Source organism: Nocardioides sp. Soil_C_8, from assembly GCF_057656315.1.
This window is the reverse complement of sequence record NZ_JBDGKQ010000001.1, coordinates 1,008,614-1,031,969: the sequence shown is the minus strand read 5'-3', so window position 1 is coordinate 1,031,969 and position 23,356 is coordinate 1,008,614. Positions and strand designations below refer to the sequence as shown.

Sequence of the window (23,356 nt, the reverse complement as noted above, 5' to 3'; positions counted from 1 at the left end):
CGCTCGTCGATGTCCCCGAGGGTGGTCAAGTAGTCAACTTGATTCTCGGGGGGAGGGTCCGCGATGGGCCACGTACCGGTCGCCCGCGCCCAGGCGCTTCCTGGCCGCGCCGCGCCGCCCGTCCGCGCCACCGCGTGGCAGGCGATCTCGCGCCACGCCCGCGAGCGTGCCGACGACGTCGCCTACGTCGTCGCGGCACCGACGGGCCCGGCCTCGCGCACCTGGGCGGAGGTGGCCCGCGGCGTCGAGCACGCCACGGCCGGACTCGTCCGCAGCGGCCTGCGGGTCGACCAGGTCGTGGTGTCCCTGCTGCCGTCCGACCACGCCCACCCCGAGCTCGAGCTGGCGCTGCGGACCGTGGGGGCGGTCGTGGTCCACGTCGGTCCCGACGCCGACGCCGACGACCTCGCACGCGAGCTGGCCGGCGTCGACGTACGTCTCGTGGTGGCCGAGGGAGCGGACGACGTGGCCCGCCTCGACGGCATCCCCCTGCCGCGCGCGGAGCTCTTCACCCTGGACGGCGGTCGTGGGTGGGAGCGGCTGCTCGAGCTCGGCGCCGAGCGACTGGTGATGGACCCCGAGGTGGTCCAGCGCGCGGACAGCATCGTGGACCCTGCCGGCGTCGAGCCCCGGTTCCTCTCCGGCACGGCGTCCCTCGTGCGCGCGCCCGAGACCCCGCTGCGAGCGGGCGTCCTCGACCCCCGGGCGGTGGTCCTCGTCGCCGGTGACCCCGGTGACGCGCTGTTGCACGTGGTGCGGGAGGCCCACCTGCTCGACGGGTTCACCCTGTGTGTCGTGCAGGACGCCGACCGGCTGCCTGACCTCGCGGCACACACGCGCCCGACCGTGCTGGTGGTGCCGGAGCGACGTGCGGAGGCGCTGGTCGGCGTCCTCGTGTCCCTGGCGCCCACGACGCCGAGGGCACGTCGATCGCGCGCCTGGCGGACCGGGGGCGGGCGCACCCACGGAGGCGCGTCGACGGCCCGAGGGCCGGTCGTGGTGACCACTGCCCCGAGCGAGGAGGTGCGGGCGAGGGTCGCCGAGCTCGGCGGTGTCGTCGAGGTCGCCCAGCTCGCCGACCCGAGGCCGGCCGACCTGCCCGAGCCGCCACCGGTGGTGATGGGCGACGCCGCCCTGCTGCCGCGACGGTCGCGACGGTCGCCGGGCGACGACTTCGGCCTGCGCCTCGAGCCGGAGGTCGACGTCTCCGCGTTCCTGCCGTCGCTCCCCCTCATGTCGGGGGAGTCCTTCCTCGACCAGCTGCTTCTCTCGCGCGCCCGCCAGGCACCCGAGTGAGGGCGCGGCCATCCGCGTCGCGCCGGCACCGAGGCACCCGCCCCGGGCCACTCCTCCTCCCGCCGCACCGCGCGGCCGGAGACCACAACGAAAGGCACCACATGACCAACGTGGACGTGATCCTCAAGGACGCGGTCGGCATCGACGGCGCCGTCGCTGCCCTCCTCGTCGACTACCAGTCGGGGATGGCGCTCGGCCAGGCCGGCGACGCCTCGGCCCTCAACCTGGACATCGCCGCGGCCGGCAACACCGACGTGGTGCGGGCCAAGATGCGCACGATGGAGAGCCTCGGGCTCGACGACCAGATCGAGGACATCCTGATCACCCTCGGCAAGGCCTACCACCTGATCAACCTGCCCAAGGGGCACCCGGGCCTGTTCATCTACCTCGTGCTCGACAAGGGCCGCGCCAACCTCGCGATGGCGCGCCACAAGCTGGCCTCGCTCTCCACCCAGCTCGAGATCTGAGCCCAGCCGGACCGTGGCGCGACCGGGTCAGGAGCGGTAGACGATCACCTTGTCGCCGAGCCTGACCCGGTCGAACAGCCAGGCCACGACCGCGCGGTCGCGGACGTTGACGCAGCCGTGGGACGCCCCGTTGTAGCCGTTGGCCGCGAAGTCGGGGGAGTAGTGCACGGCCTGACCGCCCGAGAAGAACATCGCGAACGGCATCGGGGTGTCGTAGAGGCTCGAGACGTGGTCGCGCGACTTGCGGAAGACCGTGAACGCCCCCTCGCGGGTGGGCAGCTCGTCGGAGCCGAAGCGCACCTCCACCGTCTTGAGGACGGCGCCGTCGACGACCCAGCGGAGCGAGCGCGACGTCTTGTCGACGCACATCGCCCGGCCCGTCAGGCAGCGCGGGTCGAGGGCCGGCCCGGTCGGCACGATGTTGAAGAGCTCGGCCCTGGTCGGCTCGCGGGTCATCTCCTTGAGCCGTGTGAGGGTGCGGCGGTCGACGGCACCCGTCACCGGGATCCGGCGCTTGGCCTGGAAGCCCTCCACCGCCTCGACGGTCGCTCGCGTGTAGCGACCGGTCACGCGGGCGTCGTACCAGCGGACCTGCTTGAGGCGGGCCTGCACCTGGCGCACCCACATGCCGGTGTCGCCGCGCTGCAGCAGCGGCTTGCCGGGCGTGTAGACGTTGTGCAGCGCCTCGGTGGTGGGCTCGGTCGTGAGGCTGACGATCCTGGACCAGGTGCGCTCGTCCACGACGCCGTCGGCGGTCCACCCGCGCCGACGCTGGAAGGTCGCGACACCGTCGCGGGTCTCGCGGTCGAAGGTGCTGGTCACGACCTCGGAGTGCAGGTCGAGCTGGTGCAGCCGGCTCTGCAGCACCCGCACCCGCCAGCCGGTGTCGCCGAGCTCCATCGGGGCGAAGGCGGCGCGCGCGGCGGGCGAGCCGGGGGCGGCGGACGCGGAACCGGCCGTCGCCACGCCGGTGAGCGTGGTCGCGGCGCAGAGCAGCGCAAGGACGAGCGCGAGTGCGCGGTGGCGTGACATGTGGGTCCTCCCCCGGGAAGCCAGCGACGTTGGTGATCATAGGGACGTACGACGACACCCCCGCGTTGCACCTTCCGGGGATCGGACGCCTACGCTCGCGACGTGGCCCGCGCTGACCTGGACAAGCAACCGACCGACGTACGTCGCATGTTCGACACCGTGGCCAAGCGCTACGACCTCACCAACGACCTCATGACGGCGGGCATCCAGCGCACCTGGCGCCGGGCGATGGTCGAGGCCGTCGCCCCGCAGTCCGGCGACCTGGTGCTCGACCTCGCGGCCGGCACCGGGTGCTCCAGCGAGCCGTTCGGCACCCACGGGGCCACCGCCGTGCCGTGCGACTTCTCCGTCGGCATGCTCCAGCAGGGCAAGAAGGACCGTCCCGCCCTGCCCTTCGTCGCCGGCGACGGCACCCGGCTGCCGTTCCTGGACGACACCTTCGACGCCGTCACGATCTCCTACGGCCTGCGCAACTTCGTCGACCCGGTCGCAGGCCTGAGGGAGATGCTCCGCGTGACCCGCCCGGGTGGCCGCCTCGTCGTGTGCGAGTTCAGCACGCCGACCAACGGCGCGTTCCGCACGCTCTACCTCGACGGCTTCATGCAGGCCCTGCCCCGGATCGCGTCGCTGACCGCCAGTGCGGCCGACGCCTACGTCTACCTCGCCGAGTCGATCCGCGCGTGGCCGGACCAGGAGGGTCTGGCCGCGATGGTCGCCGAGGCCGGCTGGCAGCGGCCCGAGTGGCGCAACCTCACGGGCGGCATCGTCGCCCTGCACCGCGCCACGGCGTGACCGCCGCCGCGCCTATTTAGCGAACGCCTTCGTCACCTAAATGCGCAGGTCAGGACCGCAATGAGCGATCGCCACGTGGTCCACACCCCGACGTGACGCACGCCGCACCGGCGTCCTAGACTGTGGCGCGCGCCACTCGTGAAGCAGTTCACAAAGTCACATGCCCAGCTGGGCGGGCGCAGGTCCACCGGAAGGGAAGCGATGGAGCTCTACACGCCGATCCTGGCGCTGGCACTCATCGCGACGGGCTTCGCGGTCTTCTCCGTGATCATGAGCGCCGTCGTGGGTCCCAAGCGCTACAACCGGGCCAAGCTCGACTCCTACGAGTGCGGCATCGAGCCGACGCCGCAGCCCGTCGGGGGCGGCAGGATCCCGGTGAAGTACTTCATCACCGCGATGCTCTTCATCGTCTTCGACATCGAGATCATCTTCCTCTACCCGTGGGCCGTCCACTTCGACCAGATGGCCCTGTTCGGCCTGGTCGAGATGGTCCTCTTCATCGCGACTGTGTTCGTGGCGTACGCATACGTGTGGCGCCGCGGCGGACTGGACTGGGACTGACCATGGGACTCGAGGAAAAGCTGCCGAGCGGTGTCCTGCTGACGACCGTCGAGGGCGTCGCGGGCTACATGCGCAAGGCGTCGTTCTGGCCCGCCACCTTCGGCCTGGCCTGCTGCGCCATCGAGATGATGACCACCGGTGCGCCCAAGTACGACCTCGCGCGCTTCGGCATGGAGGTCTTCCGGGCCAGCCCGCGCCAGGCCGACCTGATGATCGTCGCCGGCCGCGTCAGCCAGAAGATGGCGCCGGTCCTGCGCCAGATCTACGACCAGATGCCCGAGCCCAAGTGGGTCCTCGCGATGGGTGTGTGCGCCTCGTCGGGTGGCATGTTCAACAACTACGCCATCGTGCAGGGCGTCGACCACGTCGTCCCCGTCGACATGTACCTCCCCGGCTGCCCGCCGCGCCCGGAGATGCTGATCGATGCGATCCTCAAGCTCCACGACCAGGTCCAGCACACCAAGCTGGGTGTCAACCGTCGCGACGAGGTCGCCGAGCTCGAGACCGCCGCGCTGCGCGCCCTGCCGACCTCGGAGATGAAGGGCCTCCTGCGGTGAGCGACAAGCCAGACGAGAAGCACGCCGGCACGGCCAAGGACGAGTCCGACGACAAGACGGACAAGAACGAGGCGGCGCGGCCCGCCGAGGAGCGCAACCTCGAGAAGGCCAAGTCCGAGACCGGCACCGGCAGCGGTGTCGAGCAGCGGGCGCCGGAGCAGTCGCCGGAGAACCTCCCGGGCCCGACGGGCGAGGTGCACGCGGTCGGCGAGCGTCGCGGGATGTTCGGCGTCAGCGGCACCGGCGACACCTCCGGCTACGGCGGCCTGGTCAGCGCGAAGGTCTTCCCGGCCCCGTCGGAGAAGCCCTACGGCGGCTGGTTCGACGAGGTCTCGGGCGCGCTGGAGGCGCGCCTCGAGGCCACCGAGCTCACCGCGGCCATCGAGAGCGTCGTGGTGCACCGCGGCGAGATCACCTTCCACGTCCGTCGCGAGGACCTCCCCTTCGTGGCGCAGATGCTGCGCGACGACGAGGCGCTGCGCTTCGAGTTCTGCTCCGGCGTCAGCGGCGTCCACTACCCCGACGACACCGGTCGCGAGCTGCACGCGGTCTACCACCTGACGTCGATGACCCACAACCGCCGCATCCGCGTCGAGGTCACCGCGCCGGACAGCGACCCCCACGTGCCGAGCCTGGTGAGCATCTACCCGACGCTCGACTGGCACGAGCGCGAGACCTACGACATGTTCGGGCTGATCTTCGACGGTCACCCCGCTCTGACCCGGGTGCTCATGCCGGACGACTGGCCGGGCCACCCGCAGCGCAAGGACTACCCGCTCGGCGGCATCCCCGTCGAGTACAAGGGCGGGAGCATCCCGCCGCCCGACCAGCGAAGGTCGTACAACTAATGCCACCCCACGACGTTCTTCTCCTCCGCTTCGCTCCCCCGAACAACGCCGCGGGGACCCCGGCTGCTCCCAGGAGTGTGACCGTATGAGTACAGACCAGGACCTCTACGCCGCGCCCGGCGAGACCAGCCAGGGCCGCGTCTTCACCGTCACGGGCCAGGACTGGGACTCCATCACCGACAGCATCGGCGAGTCCGCCGAGGAGCGGGTCGTGGTCAACATGGGTCCGCAGCACCCGTCGACCCACGGGGTGCTCCGGCTCATCCTCGAGCTCGAGGGCGAGACCGTCACCGAGGCCCGCTGCGGGATCGGCTACCTGCACACCGGCATCGAGAAGAACATGGAGTACCGCTCCTGGGTGCAGGGCACGACGTTCTGCACCCGCATGGACTACCTCTCCCCGTTCTACAACGAGGCGACCTACGTGCTCGGCGTCGAGCGGCTGCTCGACATCGAGGACGACGTCCCGGAGAAGGCGCAGGTCATGCGTGTGCTCCTCATGGAGCTCAACCGCATGTCGTCCCACCTCGTCGCCATCGCGACGGGCGGGATGGAGATCGGCGCCCTGACGGTGATGACGATCGGCTTCCGCGAGCGCGAGCTCGTGCTCGACCTGTTCGAGCTCATCACCGGCCTGCGGATGAACCACGCGTTCATCCGCCCCGGTGGCGTGGCGCAGGACCTGCCGCCCGGCGCGCTCGACGAGATCCGCGACTTCATCACCCTGATGAAGAAGCGCCTGCCGGAGTACGCCGCCCTCTGCAACGCCAACCCCATCTTCAAGGGACGCCTCGAGGGCGTGGGCCACCTCGACCTGGCCGGGTGCATCGCGCTCGGCCTCACCGGTCCGGTGCTGCGCTCCACCGGCTACGCCTGGGACCTGCGCAAGACCCAGCCCTACTGCGGCTACGAGGACTACGACTTCGAGGTCCAGACCTGGGACACCGCCGACTCCTACGGCCGCTTCCGCATCCGCCTGAACGAGATGTGGGAGTCGCTCAAGATCGTCGAGCAGTGCGCCGAGCGCCTCGCCGGCCTCGAGGGCGCCCCCGTGATGGTCGGCGACAAGAAGATCGCGTGGCCCAGCCAGCTCGCCATCGGCAGCGACGGCATGGGCAACAGCCTCGACCACATCCGCCACATCATGGGTGAGTCGATGGAGGCGCTGATCCACCACTTCAAGCTGGTCACCGAGGGCTTCCGCGTCCCGGCCGGCCAGGCCTACGTCCCGATCGAGTCGCCGCGCGGCGAGCTGGGCGCCCACGTCGTCTCCGACGGCGGTACGCGACCCTTCCGCGCGCACTTCCGCGACCCGTCGTTCACCAACCTGCAGGCGACGAGCGTGATGAGCGAGGGAGGCATGGTCGCCGACGTCATCGTCGCCATCGCCTCGATCGACCCGGTCATGGGAGGAGTCGACCGATGAGTCACCCCGCGAAGTTCTCGGTCTCCCCCGCTTCGCTCCTCCGCCCGACAACTCCGAGGGGACCCCGACGATGAGCCTGGACGAGAAGACCTGGGCGGAGCTGCGCGAGATCGCGGACCGCTACCCCGAGAAGCGCTCCGGACTGCTGCCGATGCTGCACCTCGTGCAGTCGGTCGAGGGCCGGGTCACCCCCGAGGGGATCGAGGCGTGCGCGGAGATCCTCGGGATCAGCGCCGCCGAGGTCAACGGAGTCGCGACGTTCTACACGATGTACAAGCGCAAGCCGGTGGGCGACTACCACGTCGGCGTCTGCACCAACACGCTCTGCGCGGTGATGGGCGGCGACCTGATCTTCGAGCGGCTCAAGGACCACCTCGACGTCGGCAACGACGAGACCACCGAGGACGGCAAGGTCACCCTCGAGCACATCGAGTGCAACGCGGCCTGCGACTACGCCCCGGTGATGATGGTCAACTGGGAGTTCATGGACAACCAGACGCCCGAGTCGGCCGTCCAGGTCGTCGACGACCTGCGTGCCGGCCGGGAGGTCCACTCCACCCGAGGGCCCCGGCTGTGCACCTGGCGCGAGGCCGAGCGCGTGCTCGCCGGCTTCCCCGACGACCGCGCCGACGAGGGCCCGGCCGCGGGCCACGCCTCGCTGGCCGGCCTGGCGATCGCCCGCGAGAAGGGCTGGACGGCCGGCGCCGAGTCCACCAAGGGAGAGACGAAGTGACGGACACCCTGACCCCGGTCCTCACCGACAACTGGGACGTCGACCGCGCGTGGACGCTGGCCTCCTACGAGGAGCGCGGCGGCTACGCGGCCCTCGACAAGGCGTTCGCGATGACGCCCGACGACGTGATCGCCACCGTCAAGGACTCCGGGCTCCGCGGACGCGGCGGCGCCGGCTTCCCGACCGGCATGAAGTGGGGCTTCATCCCACAGGACAACCCGCGGCCGAAGTACCTCGTCGTCAACGCCGACGAGTCCGAGCCGGGCACCTGCAAGGACATCCCGCTGATGATGGCCAGCCCGCACACGCTGGTCGAGGGCGTCATCGTCAGCTCCTACGCCATCCGCGCGAACACGGCGTTCATCTACGTCCGCGGCGAAGTCCTCCACGTCATCCGTCGCCTGCAGCGCGCGGTGCAGGAGGCCTACCTGGCCGGCCACCTCGGCAAGAACATCCACGGCTCGGGCTACGACCTCGACCTCATCGTGCACGCCGGCGCCGGTGCGTACATCTGTGGCGAGGAGACGGCGCTGCTCGAGGGCCTCGAGGGTCGTCGCGGCCAGCCGCGCCTGCGGCCGCCGTTCCCCGCCGTGGCCGGCCTCTACGCCAGCCCGACGGTGATCAACAACGTCGAGTCGATCGCATCGGTGCCGAGCATCATCACCAACGGGGCCGCCTGGTTCGCCGGGATGGGCACCGAGAAGTCCAACGGGTTCGGCATCTTCAGCCTGTCCGGGCACGTCGCGAGGCCGGGCCAGTACGAGGCGCCGCTGGGCATCACCCTGCGCGAGCTCATCGACCTCGCCGGCGGCATGCGCGAGGGCCACGAGCTGAAGTTCTGGACGCCCGGTGGCTCGAGCACCCCGCTCCTGACGCCGGAGCACCTCGACGTCCCCCTCGACTTCGAGTCCGTCGGCGCGGCCGGCTCCATGCTCGGCACGCGTGCCCTGCAGCTCTTTGACGAGACCACCTGCGTGGTCCGCGCGGTGCTGCGCTGGACCGAGTTCTACAAGCACGAGTCCTGCGGCAAGTGCACCCCGTGCCGCGAGGGCACGTGGTGGCTGACGCAGACGCTGGCGCGGCTGGAGAAGGGCCAGGGCGACGAGGGCGACCTCGACCTCCTGCTCGACCAGTGCGACAACATCCTGGGTCGCTCGTTCTGCGCGCTCGGTGACGGCGCGACGAGCCCCATCTCGAGCTCGATCCAGCACTTCCGCGACGAGTACCTCGCGCACCTGACCCACGGCGGCTGCCCGTTCGACCCGGCCGCGTCGACCGCCTTCGCACCCGTTGGAGCAAATGCATGACCGCGACCGACAAGGCGCCCGAGAAGGTCGACACCGACCTGGTGACCCTCACGATCGACGGTGTCCAGGTCAGCGTCCCCAAGGACACGCTGGTCATCCGCGCCGCCGAGCAGGTCGGCGTGCAGATCCCGCGCTTCTGCGACCACCCGCTGCTCGACCCGGTCGGCGCCTGTCGCCAGTGCCTGGTCGACATCCCCGATGCCGGCAACGGCCGCGGCTTCCCCAAGCCGCAGGCCTCCTGCACCCTGCCGGTCGCCGAGGGCATGGTCGTCAACACGCAGGCGACGAGCGAGGTGGCCGACAAGGCGCAGCAGGGGATCATGGAGTTCCTGCTCATCAACCACCCGCTCGACTGCCCGGTGTGCGACAAGGGCGGCGAGTGCCCCCTCCAGAACCAGGCGATGAGCAACGGCCGCGGCGAGAGCCGCTTCGCCGAGCGCGGCGGCATCAAGCGCACGTTCCCCAAGCCGATCAACATCTCCGCCCAGGTCCTGCTCGACCGCGAGCGCTGCGTGCTGTGCGCCCGCTGCACCCGATTCTCCGAGCAGGTCGCCGGCGACCCGTTCATCGCCCTGGCCGAGCGCGGGGCGCTCCAGCAGGTCGCGATCTACGAGCGCGAGCCCTACGAGAGCTACTTCTCCGGCAACGCGATCCAGATCTGCCCGGTGGGTGCCCTCACGTCGGCCGACTACCGGTTCCGCTCGCGTCCCTTCGACCTCGTCTCCACGCCCGGCGTCGCCGAGCACGACGCCTGTGGTGCCGCCATCCGCGTCGACCACCGCCGCGGCAAGGTCATGCGACGCCTCGCCGGCAACGACCCCGAGGTCAACGAGGAGTGGATCAGCGACAAGGACCGCTTCGCGTTCCGCTACGCGCAGGTCGCCGACCGGATCACCTACCCGCAGATCCGTGAGGACGGCGAGCTCCGCCCCGCGTCGTGGACCGAGGCCTTCGCCGTCGCCGCCCGCGGCCTGCGCGACGCCGGCGCCTCCGCCGTGCTCACCGGCGGCCGTCTGACCGCCGAGGACGCCTACGCCTACGCCAAGTTCGCCCGGGTCTCCCTCGGCACCAACGACATCGACTTCCGGGCCCGTCCGCACAGCGCCGAGGAGGCGAGCTTCCTCGCCTCCCACGTCGCGCTGTCGGGCGACGTCACCTACGCCGACCTCGAGGCGGCGCCCGTCGTGGTGCTGCTCGGCCTGGAGCCCGAGGACGAGGCCGCGACGCTCTTCCTGCGGCTGCGCAAGGCCGCCCGGCGCGGTCGTACGCAGGTCGTGTCCGTGGCCCCCTACGCCTCGCGCGGGCTGATCAAGATGAACGGCCGGCTCGTGCCGGCCGCGCCCGGCGCCGAGGTCGAGGTGATCGGCTCGCTCAAGGACGCCGAGCACGGCGTGTCCAAGGACGCCGTGATCCTCGTCGGCGAGCGCCTCGCCCAGACCCACGGCGCGCTCAGCGCCGCCGCCGAGCTCGCCGCCGGCACCGGCGCCCGCATCGCGTGGGTGCCGCGCCGAGCCGGCGACCGGGGCGCGGTCGAGGCCGGTGCCCTGCCCAACCTCCTGCCCGGCGGACGACCGCTCACCGAGGCGTCCGCGCGCGTCGACCTCGGCGCAGCCTGGGGCGTCGAGGCCCTTCCCGCCAAGGTCGGTCGTGACGGCAACGCGATCGTCGCCGCGCTCGCCAAGGGCGACCTCGGCGGCCTCGTCGTCGGTGGGGTCGACCCCGACGACACCGCCGACCCCGCTGCCTTCCGTGCCGCCCTCGACGCGGCCCGCTTCGTGGTCAGCCTCGAGCTGCGCGAGACCGACGTGACCCGCGTCGCCGACGTCGTGCTGCCGGTCGCCCCGGTCACCGACAAGGCCGGCACCTTCGTCACGTGGGACGGGCGGCCGCGGTCCTTCGACGCGGTGTTCGCCAACCCCTCGTCGCTGCCCGACCTGCGCGTCCTGTCCGGCATCGCCGACGAGCTCGCAGCGATCGGCCACGGGAGCTCCCTCGGCTTCCGCACGGTCACGGAGGTGCGCGACGAGATGCAGTCCCTCGGCCCGTGGGACGGCGGCCGTCCGGCGCTCGACGCCGGCAAGCCCCCGAAGCCGGCCAAGGCGCCGAAGAAGGGCGAGACCGCCTTTGCGCTCGCCACCTGGAAGCAGCTCCTCGACCTCGGCACGATGCAGGACGGGGAGGAGCACCTCCGCGCCACCGCCCGCAGGCCCGTCGCCCGCCTGAGCCGGTCGTCGTACGAGTCGGTGCTCGGCATGCTCGAGGCACAGCCCGGCGGCGACCAGCTCGTCACTGTCACCGGCGACCGGGGGAGCGTGACCCTGCCCGTCGTCGTCGCCGACATGCCCGACGGCGTCGTCTGGGTCCCGGCCCGGTCCTTCGGTCGCGGCGTCCTCGCCGACCTCGCCTCGCCCGGCAGCACGGTCACCCTGAAGGGAGCCTCCCAGTGATGCACCTCGCCCCGCTGGCCGCGGACCTGCCCGACCCGGGCCTGTCCGCCTTCGGTCAGGACCCCTGGTGGGTGATCCTGCTGAAGGCCGTGTTCATCTTCCTGATCCTGGTGCTGCTGACGCTCTTCAACATCTGGTTCGAGCGCCGGGTCGTGGCCCGGATGCAGCACCGCGTCGGCCCCAACGTGCACGGCCCCTTCGGCCTCCTGCAGTCGCTCGCCGACGGCGTGAAGCTCGCGCTCAAGGAGGACATCATCCCCAAGGCGGCCGACAAGGTCGTCTTCCTGCTGGCGCCGGTCATCGCGACCGTGCCCGCCTTCGTCACGTGGGCGGTCATCCCGCTCGGCCCCGTGGTCAACTTCTTCGGGCACGAGACCCCGCTGCAGCTCACCGACATGCCGGTGGCGGTGCTCTTCATGCTCGCCATCGCCTCGATCGGCATCTACGGCATCGTCCTCGGCGGCTGGTCGTCCGGGTCGACGTACTCCCTGCTGGGCGGCCTGCGCTCGAGCGCGCAGATGATCTCCTACGAGGTCGCGATGGGCCTCGCGCTCGTCGCGGTCTTCCTCTACGCCGGGTCCATGTCGACGTCGGAGATCGTCGCGGCCCAGGACCGGCTGTGGTTCGGCCTGATCCTGCTGCCGTCGTTCGTCATCTACGTGATCTCGATGGTCGGCGAGACCAACCGCGCTCCCTTCGACCTCCCCGAGGCCGAGGGCGAGCTGGTCGGCGGCTTCCACACCGAGTACTCCAGCCTGAAGTTCGCGCTGTTCTTCCTGGCCGAGTACATCAACCTCGCCACGGTCTCGGCCATCGCCACCACGCTGTTCCTCGGCGGCTGGGCGGCACCGTGGGGCATCGAGAACGTCTGGGAGGGCGCCAACAGCGGCTACTGGCCCCTGCTCTGGTTCTTCGGCAAGGTGTTCTGCTTCATCTTCCTGTTCGTCTGGCTGCGCGGCTCGCTGCCCCGCATGCGCTACGACCAGTTCATGGCGCTGGGCTGGAAGATCCTGATCCCGGTCTCGCTGGCCTGGATCGTGGCCGTCGCCACCATCCGCGTCATCTCGCTCGAGGGCAACATCAACCGCACCTACCTCGTCGCCGCGATCGCCGTCCTGCTCGTCCTCACCGTCGCGCTGATGTTCGTCGGCGACAGGGGCGACAAGGCGGGCAGCAAGGCCGGCGAGGAGACCCCGGCCGAGGCCAGCGACGAGCCGCACGACGCGTTCGCCGGCGGCTTCCCCGTGCCGCCGATGCCCGCAGGCGGTGCCGTGCGCGGAGGCGCCGCGCCGCTGACGTTCGCCCAGAGCCGCACCACCGTCACCGCTTCAGCGGAGGAGAACCATGAGTGAGTCCCCTCAGTCCGAGCAGGGGTCCAAGGGCATCAAGGAGAGCCTCTGGGACCCGATCGCCGGGTTCGGCGTCACCTTCCGGACGATGTTCAAGAAGGTCGTCACCGAGCAGTACCCCTTCGAGAAGCTGCCGACGGCACCGCGCTTCCACGGCCGGCACCAGCTCAACCGCTGGCCCGACGGCCTGGAGAAGTGCATCGGCTGCGAGCTGTGCGCCTGGGCCTGCCCGGCCGACGCCATCTACGTCGAGGGCGCGTCGAACGTCGACCTGCCCGACGGGTCCGGACGCTTCAGCCCCGGTGAGCGCTACGGCCGCGTCTACCAGATCAACTACCTGCGCTGCATCCTGTGCGGGCTCTGCATCGAGGCGTGCCCGACCCGCGCGCTCACGATGACCAACGAGTACGAGCTCGCCGACGACAACCGCGCCGACCTCATCTACGAGAAGTCCGACCTGCTCGCGCCGCTGCTGCCGGGCATGGAGGAGCCGCCCCACGCGATGCGCCTCGGTGACGACGAGGGCGACTACTACCGGGGAGCCACTCGATGACGTTCTGGATCCTGGCCCCGATCATGGTGGCCGCCGCGCTGGGCATCCTGTTCGTCCGCAAGGCCGTGCACGCCGCGCTGCTCCTCGCCGTGGTGATGATCAGCCTGGCGTTCCTCTACGCGGTGCTCGACGCCCCGTTCCTCTTCGCAGTGCAGATCATCGTCTACACCGGCGCGATCCTCATGCTGTTCCTCTTCGTGATGATGCTGATCGGCGTCGACGCGACCGACTCGGTCGTGGAGACCATCCGCGGCCAGCGCGCGATGGCGGTCGTCCTCGGCCTGCTCTTCGGCGTCGTGCTGGTGCTCGGCATCAGCCAGGTCACGCTGGGTGCGGTGGTCGGGCTCGACGAGGCCAACGCCGGAGGCAACGTGCCGGCGATCGCCAACATCCTGTTCTCGCGCTACGTCTTCGCCTTCGAGGCGACGAGCGCCCTGCTCATCACCGCCGCCCTCGGTGCGATGGTGCTCGCCCACCGCGAGCGTCTGACCCCGAAGTCGTCGCAGGCCGACCTGGCCGCCCAGCGCCTGCGCGACTACGCCGACCACGGCAAGCACCTCGGCCCGCTGCCCTCGCCCGGCGTCTACGCCCGCCACAACGCGGTGGACACCCCGGCCCTGCTGCCCGACGGCACCGCCGCCGAGTCGTCGGTCTCCCGGGTGCTCGCCGCCCGCGGCACGGTCCGCTCGGCCCCGGCGCTCGCCGACGACATCGACGACGTACGCCGCCAGATCGGTGATCCCGCCACGATGCCCGAGACCTCGGGCAAGGCCGGCGCACCCGCGACCACCGAGGAGGACGTCAAGTGACTGAGTACATCGTCTTGTCGGCGATCCTCTTCACGATCGGCTGCGTGGGTGTCCTCACGCGCCGCAACGCCATCGTGGTGTTCATGTGCATCGAGCTGATGCTCAACGCCTGCAACCTGGCGTTCGTGGCCTTCGCCCGGCAGCACGGCAACCTCGACGGCCAGATCACCGCCTTCTTCGTGATGGTGGTGGCGGCTGCCGAGGTCGTGATCGGGCTCGCGATCATCATGACCATCTTCCGCACCCGACGCTCGGCCTCGGTCGACGACGCCAGCCTGCTGAAGTACTGAGGGAGAGCTCGTGAACCTGTTGTCCCACTCAGTCCTCGCGGCCGGCCTGCCGATGGCCGAGGAAGGCGCGCACGCGCCCGTGGTCGCGCCCGACATGGGCGCGGGCGGTGTGTTCGACCTGCTCTGGCTGGTCATCGCGCTGCCGGCGCTCGGCGCGGTCCTGCTGCTCGGCGTGGCGCCGTTCCTCCCCGCTTCGCTGCGGGCGGCCGCCGACAAGCACGGCCACCTCCTCGGCACCGCGATGGCGGCGCTGTCCTTCGTGCTCAGCCTCGTGCTGTTCTTCGCGCTCCTGGGCCGCGACGCCGAGTCGCGCCAGGTCGGCCAGCACCTCTGGACCTGGTTCGAGACCGGGTCGCTGACGGTCGGGATGGACCTGCTCTACGACCAGCTGGCCGCGCTGTTCCTCCTGCTGATCACCGGCGTCGGGTCGCTGATCCACGTCTACGCCATCGGCTACATGGAGCACGACCCGCGCCGCCGCCGCTTCTTCGGCTACCTCAACCTGTTCGTCGCGGCGATGCTCATGCTGGTCATGTCGGCCAACTTCGTGGGCCTGTTCCTCGGCTGGGAGGGCGTCGGCCTGGCGTCGTACCTCCTCATCGGCTTCTGGCAGCACAAGCCGTCGGCGGCCGCCGCCGCCAAGAAGGCGTTCGTCATCAACCGTGTCGGTGACATCGGCCTGTCGCTGGCGATCGCCCTCATGTTCGCCACCTTCGGCAGCGCCGACTTCGGCGCCGTGAGCGAGCTGGCCGGCGAGGCGAGCCAGGGCACGATCAACGCGCTCGGCCTGCTGCTCCTGCTCGGCGCGTGCGGCAAGTCCGCGCAGGTGCCCCTGCAGGCGTGGTTGCTCGACGCGATGGAGGGCCCGACTCCGGTCTCGGCCCTCATCCACGCGGCGACCATGGTGACCGCCGGCGTCTACCTCGTCGTCCGCTCGAACTTCATCTTCGACCTCACGCCGGTCGCCCAGACCGCGGTCGTCGTCGTCGCCACCGTCACGCTCCTGTGGGGCGCGATCCTCGGCTGCGCCAAGGACGACATCAAGAAGGCGCTGGCCGGATCGACGATGAGCCAGATCGGCTACATGATGCTGGCCGCGGGCCTCGGTCCGGTGGGCTACCCGTTCGCGATCTTCCACCTGCTCACGCACGGCTTCTTCAAGGCCAACATGTTCCTCGGAGCCGGCTCGGTGATGCACGGGATGAACGACGACGTCGACATGCGCCACTACGGCGCGCTCAACAAGGCGATGCCGGTCACCTTCCTGACCTTCGCGATGGGCTACCTCGCGATCATCGGCTTCCCGGGCTTCTCCGGCTTCTGGTCCAAGGACCGGATCATCGAGACCGCGCTGGCCGAGAACCTGGTCATCGGCGTCCTGGCCCTGATCGGTGCGGGCATCACCGGCTTCTACATGACCCGCCTCATGCTGATGACCTTCTTCGGCGAGAAGCGGTGGGAGAAGGACGTCCACCCGCACGAGTCGCCCAAGGTGATGACGGTCCCGCTCATCGTGCTCGCCGCGCTGTCGGTCCTCGGCGGCCTGCTGCTGCTCAACGACTGGATCGTCACCTGGCTCGAGCCGGTGACCGGTCACGTCGAGCACCACGAGCCGCCGCTGCCGGCGATCGTGATCACGCTGATCATCACCGCCGTCGTCGCGCTCGGCGTGGCCGCGGCCTGGTTCCTGGTGGGCAAGCGCGAGGTCCCGCGCGAGGCTCCGCAGGACGTGTCGTTCGCGACCCGCGCGGCCCGAGCCGACCTCTACGGTGACGCGATCAACGACGCGGTCGTCGTACGTCCCGGAGCGGAGCTCGTCGGTGGCCTGACCACCTTCGACCGCGTCGGTGTCGACGGAGTCGTCGAGGGCGGGTCGGCCGCCGTCGGCGGGCTGTCCACCACGATGCGTCGAGTCCAGAACGGCTTCGTCCGCTCCTACGCCCTGTCCCTCCTCGGTGGCGCCCTGCTGGTCGTCCTCGCTCTGCTGGCGGTGAACCTCGGATGATCCTGACTGTCCTGATCCTGCTGCCGCTCGTCGGCGCCCTCGTCACGGCCCTCGCGCCGGCCGCGGTCGCCCGACTGGTCGGCCTCGGATTCGCCGCCGCGACGCTGGTCGCGGGCGTCGTCGCCGCGACGCAGTACGACGCCGGCGACGGCATGCAGCTCACCGAGACCTACTCGTGGATCGACTCGCTCGGCGTCCACTACGCCCTCGGCGTCGACGGCCTCGGGCTGCTGATGGTCCTGCTCACGGTGGTCCTCGTCCCGATCGTGCTGCTGGCCGGCTGGCACGAGTCGGAGGCCCCGGGCAACAACGGGGCGAAGGCCTTCTTCGCCTGGACGCTCGCCCTCGAGGCGATGTCGCTGGCCGTCTTCACCGCGACCGACGTCCTGCTCTTCTACGTCGTGTTCGAGGCGACGCTCATCCCGGCCTACTTCCTCATCGGTGGCTTCGGCCGTGCCGGTCGGGGGCGCGCGGCGACCAAGTTCCTGATCTACCAGCTCGCCGGCGGGCTCATCATGCTCGCCTCGGTGATCGGCCTCTACGTGGTCTCCGCCAACGCCGGCAACCCGAGCTTCCTGATCAGCGACCTCGCCGCGATCGACATCGACGAGACCACGCAGCGCTGGCTGTTCGTCGGCTTCTTCATCGCCTTCGCGATCAAGGCGCCGATGTTCCCGGTCCACACCTGGCTGGCCGACACGACGGAGAAGGCGACCACCGGCACCTCGGTGCTGCTGGTCTGCATCCTCGACAAGATCGGCACCTTCGGCATGCTGCGGTTCTGCCTCGGGCTGCTGCCCGACGCCTCGCAGTGGGCGACCCCGGTCGTGATCGTGCTGGCGCTGATCTCGATCATCTACGGCGCGCTGGTGGCGATCGGCCAGGACGACGTCCTGCGCCTGATCGGCCTCACGTCGCTCTCGCACTTCGGCTTCATCGTGCTGGGCATCTTCGTGTTCAGCTCCAACGGCAGCTCCGGCGCGATCCTCTACATGGTCAACCACGGCATCGCCACGGCGCTGATGTTCCTGGTCGCCGGGTTCCTGATCCGTCGCACCGGCACCGCCTCGATCCGCGAGATGGGCGGTGTCGAGAAGGCCGCCCCGGTGCTCGCCGGCTTCTTCCTCGTCGGCGGCCTCGCCGCTGCGGGGCTCCCCGGCCTGTCGCCGTTCGTCTCCGAGATGCTCGTCATCATCGCGGCGTTCGACCACCACTGGCTGGTCGGCTCGGTCGCCGTGCTGGCGATCGTCCTGGCCGCGTTCTACGCGCTCTGGATGTACCAGCGGACGATGACCGGTCCCGACCGCGTCGGCGTGGCCCCGGTGGCCGACCTCGACCGGCGTGAGGTGGGCATCCTCGCCCCGCTGCTGCTCGCGCTCCTGCTGTTCGGCTTCTACCCGATGCCGCTGCTCGACGTCATCAACCCGTTCGTCCACGACTCGCTCGCGAGCGTGGGCATCGGCCAGGAGGGTGGTCCCCAGTGACCGAGTTCGTGAAGCCCAGCGTCGAGTACTTCGAGCTCTGGCCGCTGCTGGCCGTCTTCGGTGCCGCCTGCCTCGGTGTCGTCGTCGAGGCGTTCCTCCCGCGCGCCATCCGCTACACCGCCCAGGTGGTGCTGGCCCTCGCCGGCCTCGTGCTCGCCCTCGTCGGCGTCGTGCTCGTGGCCCAGGACGTGCCGACGTACGACGACGACGCCGCGCGCGGCGTGCTCGCCGTGGGCGACACGATCGCGGTGGACGGGCCCAGCCTCTTCATCTGGGGCCTGGTCCTCGCGCTCGCGATCGCCGGTGTGCTGCTCTTCGCCGAGCGGCACCTCGACGGCGGGGTCTCGGCGTTCGCGGGCCAGGCCGCTGCCGTGCCGGGCACCGAGGCGGAGACCGCGTCGATCGCGGCCAACCGCGAGCACACCGAGGTCTACCCGCTGATGATGTTCGCGGTCTTCGGCATGATGCTCTTCCCGGCGGCCAACGACCTGCTGACGATGTTCGTGGGCCTCGAGGTCCTGTCGCTGCCGCTCTACCTGCTGAGCGGCCTCGCCCGCCGTCGCCGCCTGCTCAGCCAGGAGGCCGCGCTCAAGTACTTCCTGCTCGGCGCGTTCTCGTCCGGCTTCTTCCTCTACGGCGCGGCACTGGTCTACGGCTTCGCCGGCTCGCTCGACTTCGCCTCGATCAACGAGGCGGTGCGCAACGACGTGGGCAGCCAGGCCCTGCTGCTCATCGGCACCGGCCTGCTCTCCGTCGGCCTGCTCTTCAAGGTCGGCGCCGTGCCGTTCCAGGCCTGGACCCCCGACGTCTACCAGGGCGCGCCGACGCCGGTCACCGCCTTCATGGCCGCCGGCACCAAGGTCGCGGCCTTCGGTGCGATCATGCGCCTGTTCTACGTCGCCCTGGGCGCGGACCGCTGGTCGTGGCAGCCGATGCTGTGGATCATCGCGGTGCTGTCGATGTTCGTCGGCGCGGCGCTGGCCATCACGCAGACCGACATCAAGCGGCTGCTGGCCTACTCCTCGGTCGCGCACACCGGCTTCATCCTCACCGGCGTCATCGGTCTGCAAGCTGCCGACCAGCTCGCCGTCGGCGAGATCAGCTCGGTCCAGGCCGTGCTCTTCTACCTCGCCACCTACGGCTTCGCGACGATCGGCGCCTTCGCCGTCGTCAGCCTGGTCCGCGACGGCGGTGGCGAGACCACGGCGATCGACCGGTGGGCCGGGCTCGGCAAGGAGTCGCCGGTGGTGGCTGCCGTGTTCGCGTTCTTCCTGCTGGCGATGGCGGGCATCCCGCTCACGTCCGGGTTCGTGGGCAAGCTCGCGGTCTTCTCCGTGGCGCTGGCCGCGGGCGCGTGGCCCGTCGTGGTGGCGGCCGTCGTCGCGAGCATCGTCGCAGCGTTCCTCTACGTCCGGGTCATCAAGGTCATGTACTTCGACGAGCCGGTCGGCGACGGCCCGAGCGTGGCGTACCCCTCGGTGCTCACCGCGACGACCATCGCCGTCGGGGCCGCGATCACGCTCGTCCTCGGCGTGCTGCCGGGCCCGGTGCTCGACCTGGCGGCGGTTGCGGGAGAATTCCTCAGGTGACCGACTCGCCCCTCGCAATGCCCGTCGTCGACGCCGCTCTCCAGCAGCGGCTGGTCGACCGGATGGCGCGCATCGAGACGATGCTCGCCGACCACTGCCGGGGGCGCGCCCAGTTCGTCACGGAGGCCGCGACGCACCTGATGATGGCCGGCGGCAAGCGCTTCCGGCCGCTGCTGGTGCTGCTCGCCGCAGAGACCGGACCGGACCCCGACGCGGAGGCGGTCGACACCGCGGCCTGCGTCGTGGAGCTCACCCATGTCGCCTCGCTCTACCACGACGACGTGATGGACGAGGCCGCCCTGCGGCGCGGTGCCCGCACCGCCAACGCGCGCTGGGACAACAACGTCGCGATCCTCACCGGCGACTTCCTGTTCGGCCGCTCCTCCGAGCTCACCGCCGAGCTGGGCCCCGAGGCGGTCCTCATCCAGGCCCGCACCTTCACCCGGCTCGTCGAGGGCCAGATCATGGAGACCGTCCCGCCCGGCCCGGGCGAGGACCCGCTGGCCCACTACCTCGACGTCGTCGCCGGCAAGACGGGCTCGCTGATCGCCACGTCCGCCCGCTACGGCGCGATGTTCAGCGGCGCCCGGCCGGAGGTCGTGGAGGCCCTGAGCTCCTACGGCGAGATCGTCGGCTCGGCGTTCCAGCTGACCGACGACATCCTCGACATCTCCTCGGAGTCCGACGCCTCCGGCAAGACGCCGGGCACCGACCTCCGCGAGGGCGTACCCACCCTCCCGGTCCTCATGGCCCAGGCCTCCACCGACCCGGCCGACGCCCGGCTGCTGTCGTTGCTCGGCCGCCCGCTGACCGACGACGCCGAGCACGCCGAGGCGCTCGAGCTGATGCGCCGGCACCCGGCCATGGCCCAGGCGCGGGACCACGTGCTCGCCGAGGCCGCCCGCGCCAAGAAGCTGCTCGAGGCCCTCGACCCCGGCCCGGTCCGCACCGCACTGGAGACGTTCGCCGACATCGTGGCGACCCGCTCGTCCTGATGTCTCGCCCGGCCTCAGCTCGTACGGCCAGCGGTGCGTGAGGCAGGTTCTCGAGCCGTAGAACGTGTCTCACTCACCGCCCAGCCCCGGGTCGTACGGCCGGCGGTGCGTGAGGCAGGTTTTCGAGCCGTAGAACGTGTCTCACTCACCGCTCGCGCGCGTGTCGTACGCCGCCGCGCCGGGGAGCGGTGGCTGAGCCACCTTCCGGGCCGTCGGGATGTGGGTGGCGCACCGCTCGACAGGCGAGGCGTCAGGCGGCGCTGGCCTGCGCGACGAGCCGCAGCTGGCGGCGGCGGTGGTTGACCGCCTCGACGGTGAAGATCGCCAGCGCGACCCAGACCAGGCTGAAGCCGATCCAGCGGCTGGCGGGCATGGCCTCGTCGAAGACGAGGATGCCGAGGGCGAACTGGATGGTGGGCGCGAGGTACTGCAGCAGCCCGAGCGAGACCATCGACACCCGGATGGCGGCGGCACCGAAGAGCATCAGGGGGACGGCGGTGATGATGCCGGTGGTGGTGAACAGCAGCGCGTGCCCGGTCCCGTGGCTGCCGAAGCTCGACGCGCCGGTGGCGACCAGCCAGGCGACGTACGCCGCTGCGAACGGCGCGATGACGAGCGTCTCCAGCGTGATGCTCTCCACGGCCCCGACGCCCGCCTGCTTCTTGAGCAGGCCGTAGGTGCCGAAGGAGAAGGCGAGGACGAGCGCGACCCAGGGCGGGCGACCGTAGTCGACGGTGAGCACCACGACCGCGACGAACGCGATGGCCATCGCGATCCACTGCAGTCGCCGCAGGTGCTCGCCGAGGACGAGCACGCCCATCAGCACGGTCACGAGCGGGTTGATGAAGTAGCCCAGCGAGGTCTCCACCACGCGGCCGTTGTTGACGCCCCAGATGTAGCCGCCCCAGTTGACGGTGATGACGACGGCCGCGCTGCTGATCAGGAGCAGCTTGCGGCGGTCGCGCAGAAGCGCACGGAAGTGCCCCACGCGCCGGGCCAGCACGAGGATGACGAGCATCGTGAGCACCGACCAGACGATGCGGTGCGCGAGGATCTCGAGCGCACCGGCCGGCTGGAGCAGCGTCCAGTAGAGCGGGAAGACTCCCCAGAGGGTGTAGGCCAGCGCGCCGAAGATCAGTCCGCGTCGGCTATCTGGCACTCCCGGAGTCTAGAGGCGGGCGGTCGCCTACGATGGAGCGGCCTCGGGGTGCGGACCCCGCAGGCGGGAAAGTCATCGTCACTCGAGGGGGAACTCACCATGCGGACTCTCCGCACCGTCCTGGCGGCCCTGGTCGCCGCCCTGCTCCTGGTCGGGGGGCTCAGCACGAGCGCCGGCGCCGGGTCGCTTCCGAAGCGCGTCATCGACGAGGTGCCGCCGAAGACCAAGCAGGTCTCCTACAACGCCTTCAAGCTCAAGGGCACGGTGAGCGAGCCGCAGCTCGACGGCACCCTGCTGCCCTACGCCAACCAGAAGGTGAAGATCCTCAAGAAGAAGTGCGGCTCCTGCAAGTGGAAGACCGTCAAGAAGGTCAAGACCAACGACAGGGGCATCTTCAAGACCCGCATCTACGCCCCGGACAAGGGCCGCTGGAAGTGGCGCTCGAAGGTCGACAACTCCAACGGCTTCGGCAACACCAAGGGCAAGGTCTGGACGCTCTACTTCGACTGAGCGCCGCCCCACCCACCTGGACGGTCGGACGACCGTCAGCTGATCGTCAGATGATCGTCCAGGTGTCGCCGCCACCGATCAGCGCCGCCAGACGGGCGGAGGGGTCGGTGGTGTCGTCATTTCCGGCGGCGCCGGCGGCGGAGGCGAGCTGTTCGCGCGCCTGGTCGTCGTACGTCGGTCGCTGGACCTGGCGGAAGATGCCGATGGGCGACTGGTTCAGGTAGTCGGCGGCGGTGAGGCGCGAGATCGCGAACGCCGTGGACGGGTCGGGGTTGTGGGCGTCGTGGACGATGATGTCGGCCGCGTCGACGTCGGCCGTCGCGACGACCTTCACCCCGCCGGTCGCGGGGTCGCGGACGAGCGCCTTGGCACCCTCGGCGCCGAACGTGACGGGCTCGCCGTGGACCAGCGGGATGATCGCGTCGGCCTTGGTGTCGGGCGACTTGATCGCGTCGAAGGCGCCGTCGTTGAAGATCGGGCAGTTCTGGTAGATCTCCACCAGCGACGTGCCGCGGTGCGCGGCGGCCGCAGCGAGCACGGAGGTGAGGTGCTTGCGGTCGGAGTCGATGGTGCGCGCGACGAACGACGCCTCGGCGCCCAATGCCAGCGACACCGGGTTGAACGGGTGGTCGAGCGAGCCCATCGGGGTCGACTTGGTGACCTTGCCGGTCTCCGAGGTGGGGGAGTACTGCCCCTTGGTGAGGCCGTAGATGCGGTTGTTGAAGAGCAGGATCGTCATGTTGACGTTGCGACGCAGCGCGTGGATCAAGTGGTTGCCGCCGATCGACAGCGCGTCGCCGTCACCGGTGACGACCCACACCGACAGGTCCTCGCGCGCCGTGGCGATGCCCGTCGCGATCGACGGCGCTCGGCCGTGGATCGAGTGCATGCCGTAGGTGTCGAGGTAGTAGGGGAAGCGCGAGGAGCAGCCGATGCCCGAGACGAACACGATGTTCTCGCGGCGGAGGCCCAGGTCGGGCAGGAACGACTGGACGGCCTTGAGCACGGCGTAGTCGCCGCAGCCCGGGCACCAGCGCACCTCCTGGTCGGAGGTGAAGTCCTTGCCGGTCTGCGGCCCGTCGGCCGCCGGCACCTGCTCGGTGCCGGTCCGGAGGCCGGGCAGGCCCAGCTCGGTCAGGGGTGAGGT

General features: G+C 70.5%; 22 protein-coding genes. 19 read left to right on the top strand and 3 right to left on the bottom strand.

The features are described from left to right. Positions 1–63: 63 nt before the first annotated feature. Together AC3A3L_RS05045 and AC3A3L_RS05040 are read left to right on the top strand one after the other, a co-directional pair. Positions 64–1,296: an AMP-binding protein gene (locus AC3A3L_RS05045; protein ID WP_487638919.1), complete on the top strand. Its 1,233-nt coding sequence runs from the start codon at positions 64–66 to the stop codon at positions 1,294–1,296. Positions 1,297–1,397: 101 nt separating this feature from the next. Continuing rightward, on the top strand, positions 1,398–1,763 hold the full coding sequence (locus AC3A3L_RS05040) for a hypothetical protein (RefSeq protein ID WP_487638918.1): 366 nt from the start codon (positions 1,398–1,400) through the stop codon (positions 1,761–1,763). 27 nt (positions 1,764–1,790) lie between these two features. Here AC3A3L_RS05040 and AC3A3L_RS05035 read toward each other — a convergent pair whose 3' ends face one another. Further along, positions 1,791–2,795, bottom strand: coding sequence for a L,D-transpeptidase family protein (locus tag AC3A3L_RS05035; protein ID WP_487638917.1), 1,005 nt, complete (start codon positions 2,793–2,795; stop codon positions 1,791–1,793). A 102-nt stretch (positions 2,796–2,897) separates the two neighbouring features. On the opposite strand from AC3A3L_RS05035, the gene AC3A3L_RS05030 reads away from it, so the two are divergent. The 16 genes from AC3A3L_RS05030 to AC3A3L_RS04955 all read left to right on the top strand — a co-directional run bounded on the left by AC3A3L_RS05030 (position 2,898) and on the right by AC3A3L_RS04955 (position 20,540). Further along, positions 2,898–3,587, top strand: a complete 690-nt coding sequence (locus AC3A3L_RS05030) for a demethylmenaquinone methyltransferase (RefSeq protein WP_487638916.1) — start codon at positions 2,898–2,900, stop codon at positions 3,585–3,587. Positions 3,588–3,788: 201 nt separating this feature from the next. Continuing rightward, positions 3,789–4,148, top strand: coding sequence for an NADH-quinone oxidoreductase subunit A (locus tag AC3A3L_RS05025; protein WP_191194416.1), 360 nt, complete (start codon positions 3,789–3,791; stop codon positions 4,146–4,148). Between the two features lie 2 nt (positions 4,149–4,150). Further along, positions 4,151–4,705: a NuoB/complex I 20 kDa subunit family protein gene (locus AC3A3L_RS05020; protein WP_487638915.1), complete on the top strand. Its 555-nt coding sequence runs from the start codon at positions 4,151–4,153 to the stop codon at positions 4,703–4,705. Beyond that, positions 4,702–5,553: an NADH-quinone oxidoreductase subunit C gene (locus AC3A3L_RS05015; protein WP_487638914.1), complete on the top strand. Its 852-nt coding sequence runs from the start codon at positions 4,702–4,704 to the stop codon at positions 5,551–5,553. The genes AC3A3L_RS05020 and AC3A3L_RS05015 overlap by 4 nt, the downstream gene beginning before the upstream one ends. An 85-nt stretch (positions 5,554–5,638) precedes the next feature. After that, complete coding sequence (locus AC3A3L_RS05010; protein WP_487638913.1) at positions 5,639–6,979, top strand: NADH-quinone oxidoreductase subunit D; 1,341 nt, start codon at positions 5,639–5,641, stop codon at positions 6,977–6,979. Positions 6,980–7,049: 70 nt separating this feature from the next. After that, a complete protein-coding gene (gene nuoE, locus AC3A3L_RS05005; RefSeq protein ID WP_487638912.1) occupies positions 7,050–7,712 on the top strand; it encodes an NADH-quinone oxidoreductase subunit NuoE in 663 nt (220 codons plus the stop codon). Continuing rightward, complete coding sequence (gene nuoF, locus AC3A3L_RS05000) at positions 7,709–9,019, top strand: NADH-quinone oxidoreductase subunit NuoF (protein WP_487638911.1); 1,311 nt, start codon at positions 7,709–7,711, stop codon at positions 9,017–9,019. Before nuoE ends, nuoF begins: the two co-directional genes overlap by 4 nt. Beyond that, positions 9,016–11,466, top strand: a complete 2,451-nt coding sequence (locus AC3A3L_RS04995; RefSeq protein ID WP_487638910.1) for an NADH-quinone oxidoreductase subunit G — start codon at positions 9,016–9,018, stop codon at positions 11,464–11,466. The genes nuoF and AC3A3L_RS04995 overlap by 4 nt, the downstream gene beginning before the upstream one ends. Then, the gene (gene nuoH / locus AC3A3L_RS04990) at positions 11,466–12,818 is read left to right on the top strand and encodes an NADH-quinone oxidoreductase subunit NuoH (RefSeq protein ID WP_487638909.1); all 1,353 of its coding nucleotides are present in this window, start codon (positions 11,466–11,468) and stop codon (positions 12,816–12,818) included. The genes AC3A3L_RS04995 and nuoH overlap by 1 nt, the downstream gene beginning before the upstream one ends. After that, positions 12,811–13,368 carry an NADH-quinone oxidoreductase subunit NuoI gene (gene nuoI / locus AC3A3L_RS04985; protein WP_268109691.1) on the top strand — a complete coding sequence of 186 codons (558 nt, stop codon included), beginning with the start codon at positions 12,811–12,813 and terminating at the stop codon, positions 13,366–13,368. Before nuoH ends, nuoI begins: the two co-directional genes overlap by 8 nt. Next, on the top strand, positions 13,365–14,177 hold the full coding sequence (locus tag AC3A3L_RS04980) for an NADH-quinone oxidoreductase subunit J (RefSeq protein ID WP_487638908.1): 813 nt from the start codon (positions 13,365–13,367) through the stop codon (positions 14,175–14,177). The genes nuoI and AC3A3L_RS04980 overlap by 4 nt, the downstream gene beginning before the upstream one ends. Further along, on the top strand, positions 14,174–14,467 hold the full coding sequence (nuoK, locus tag AC3A3L_RS04975) for an NADH-quinone oxidoreductase subunit NuoK (RefSeq protein ID WP_487638907.1): 294 nt from the start codon (positions 14,174–14,176) through the stop codon (positions 14,465–14,467). The genes AC3A3L_RS04980 and nuoK overlap by 4 nt, the downstream gene beginning before the upstream one ends. Before the next feature lie 94 nt (positions 14,468–14,561). Then, on the top strand, positions 14,562–16,472 hold the full coding sequence (nuoL, locus tag AC3A3L_RS04970) for an NADH-quinone oxidoreductase subunit L (RefSeq protein WP_487639826.1): 1,911 nt from the start codon (positions 14,562–14,564) through the stop codon (positions 16,470–16,472). Continuing rightward, a complete protein-coding gene (locus tag AC3A3L_RS04965) occupies positions 16,469–17,956 on the top strand; it encodes an NADH-quinone oxidoreductase subunit M (RefSeq protein ID WP_487638906.1) in 1,488 nt (495 codons plus the stop codon). Before nuoL ends, AC3A3L_RS04965 begins: the two co-directional genes overlap by 4 nt. Beyond that, positions 17,953–19,545, top strand: a complete 1,593-nt coding sequence (gene nuoN / locus AC3A3L_RS04960; protein ID WP_487638905.1) for an NADH-quinone oxidoreductase subunit NuoN — start codon at positions 17,953–17,955, stop codon at positions 19,543–19,545. The genes AC3A3L_RS04965 and nuoN overlap by 4 nt, the downstream gene beginning before the upstream one ends. 17 nt (positions 19,546–19,562) lie before the next feature. Further along, positions 19,563–20,540, top strand: coding sequence for a polyprenyl synthetase family protein (locus AC3A3L_RS04955; RefSeq protein ID WP_487639825.1), 978 nt, complete (start codon positions 19,563–19,565; stop codon positions 20,538–20,540). Positions 20,541–20,790: 250 nt separating this feature from the next. Here AC3A3L_RS04955 and rarD read toward each other — a convergent pair whose 3' ends face one another. Further along, positions 20,791–21,699 (bottom strand): EamA family transporter RarD, encoded by a 909-nt coding sequence (rarD, locus tag AC3A3L_RS04950; protein WP_487638904.1) that lies wholly within the window; start codon positions 21,697–21,699, stop codon positions 20,791–20,793. Between the two features lie 99 nt (positions 21,700–21,798). On the opposite strand from rarD, the gene AC3A3L_RS04945 reads away from it, so the two are divergent. Beyond that, positions 21,799–22,209, top strand: coding sequence for a hypothetical protein (locus AC3A3L_RS04945; RefSeq protein WP_487638903.1), 411 nt, complete (start codon positions 21,799–21,801; stop codon positions 22,207–22,209). A gap of 46 nt (positions 22,210–22,255) precedes the next feature. Here AC3A3L_RS04945 and AC3A3L_RS04940 read toward each other — a convergent pair whose 3' ends face one another. After that, positions 22,256–23,347, bottom strand: coding sequence for a 2-oxoacid:ferredoxin oxidoreductase subunit beta (locus tag AC3A3L_RS04940; protein ID WP_487639824.1), 1,092 nt, complete (start codon positions 23,345–23,347; stop codon positions 22,256–22,258). Positions 23,348–23,356: the final 9 nt, after the last annotated feature.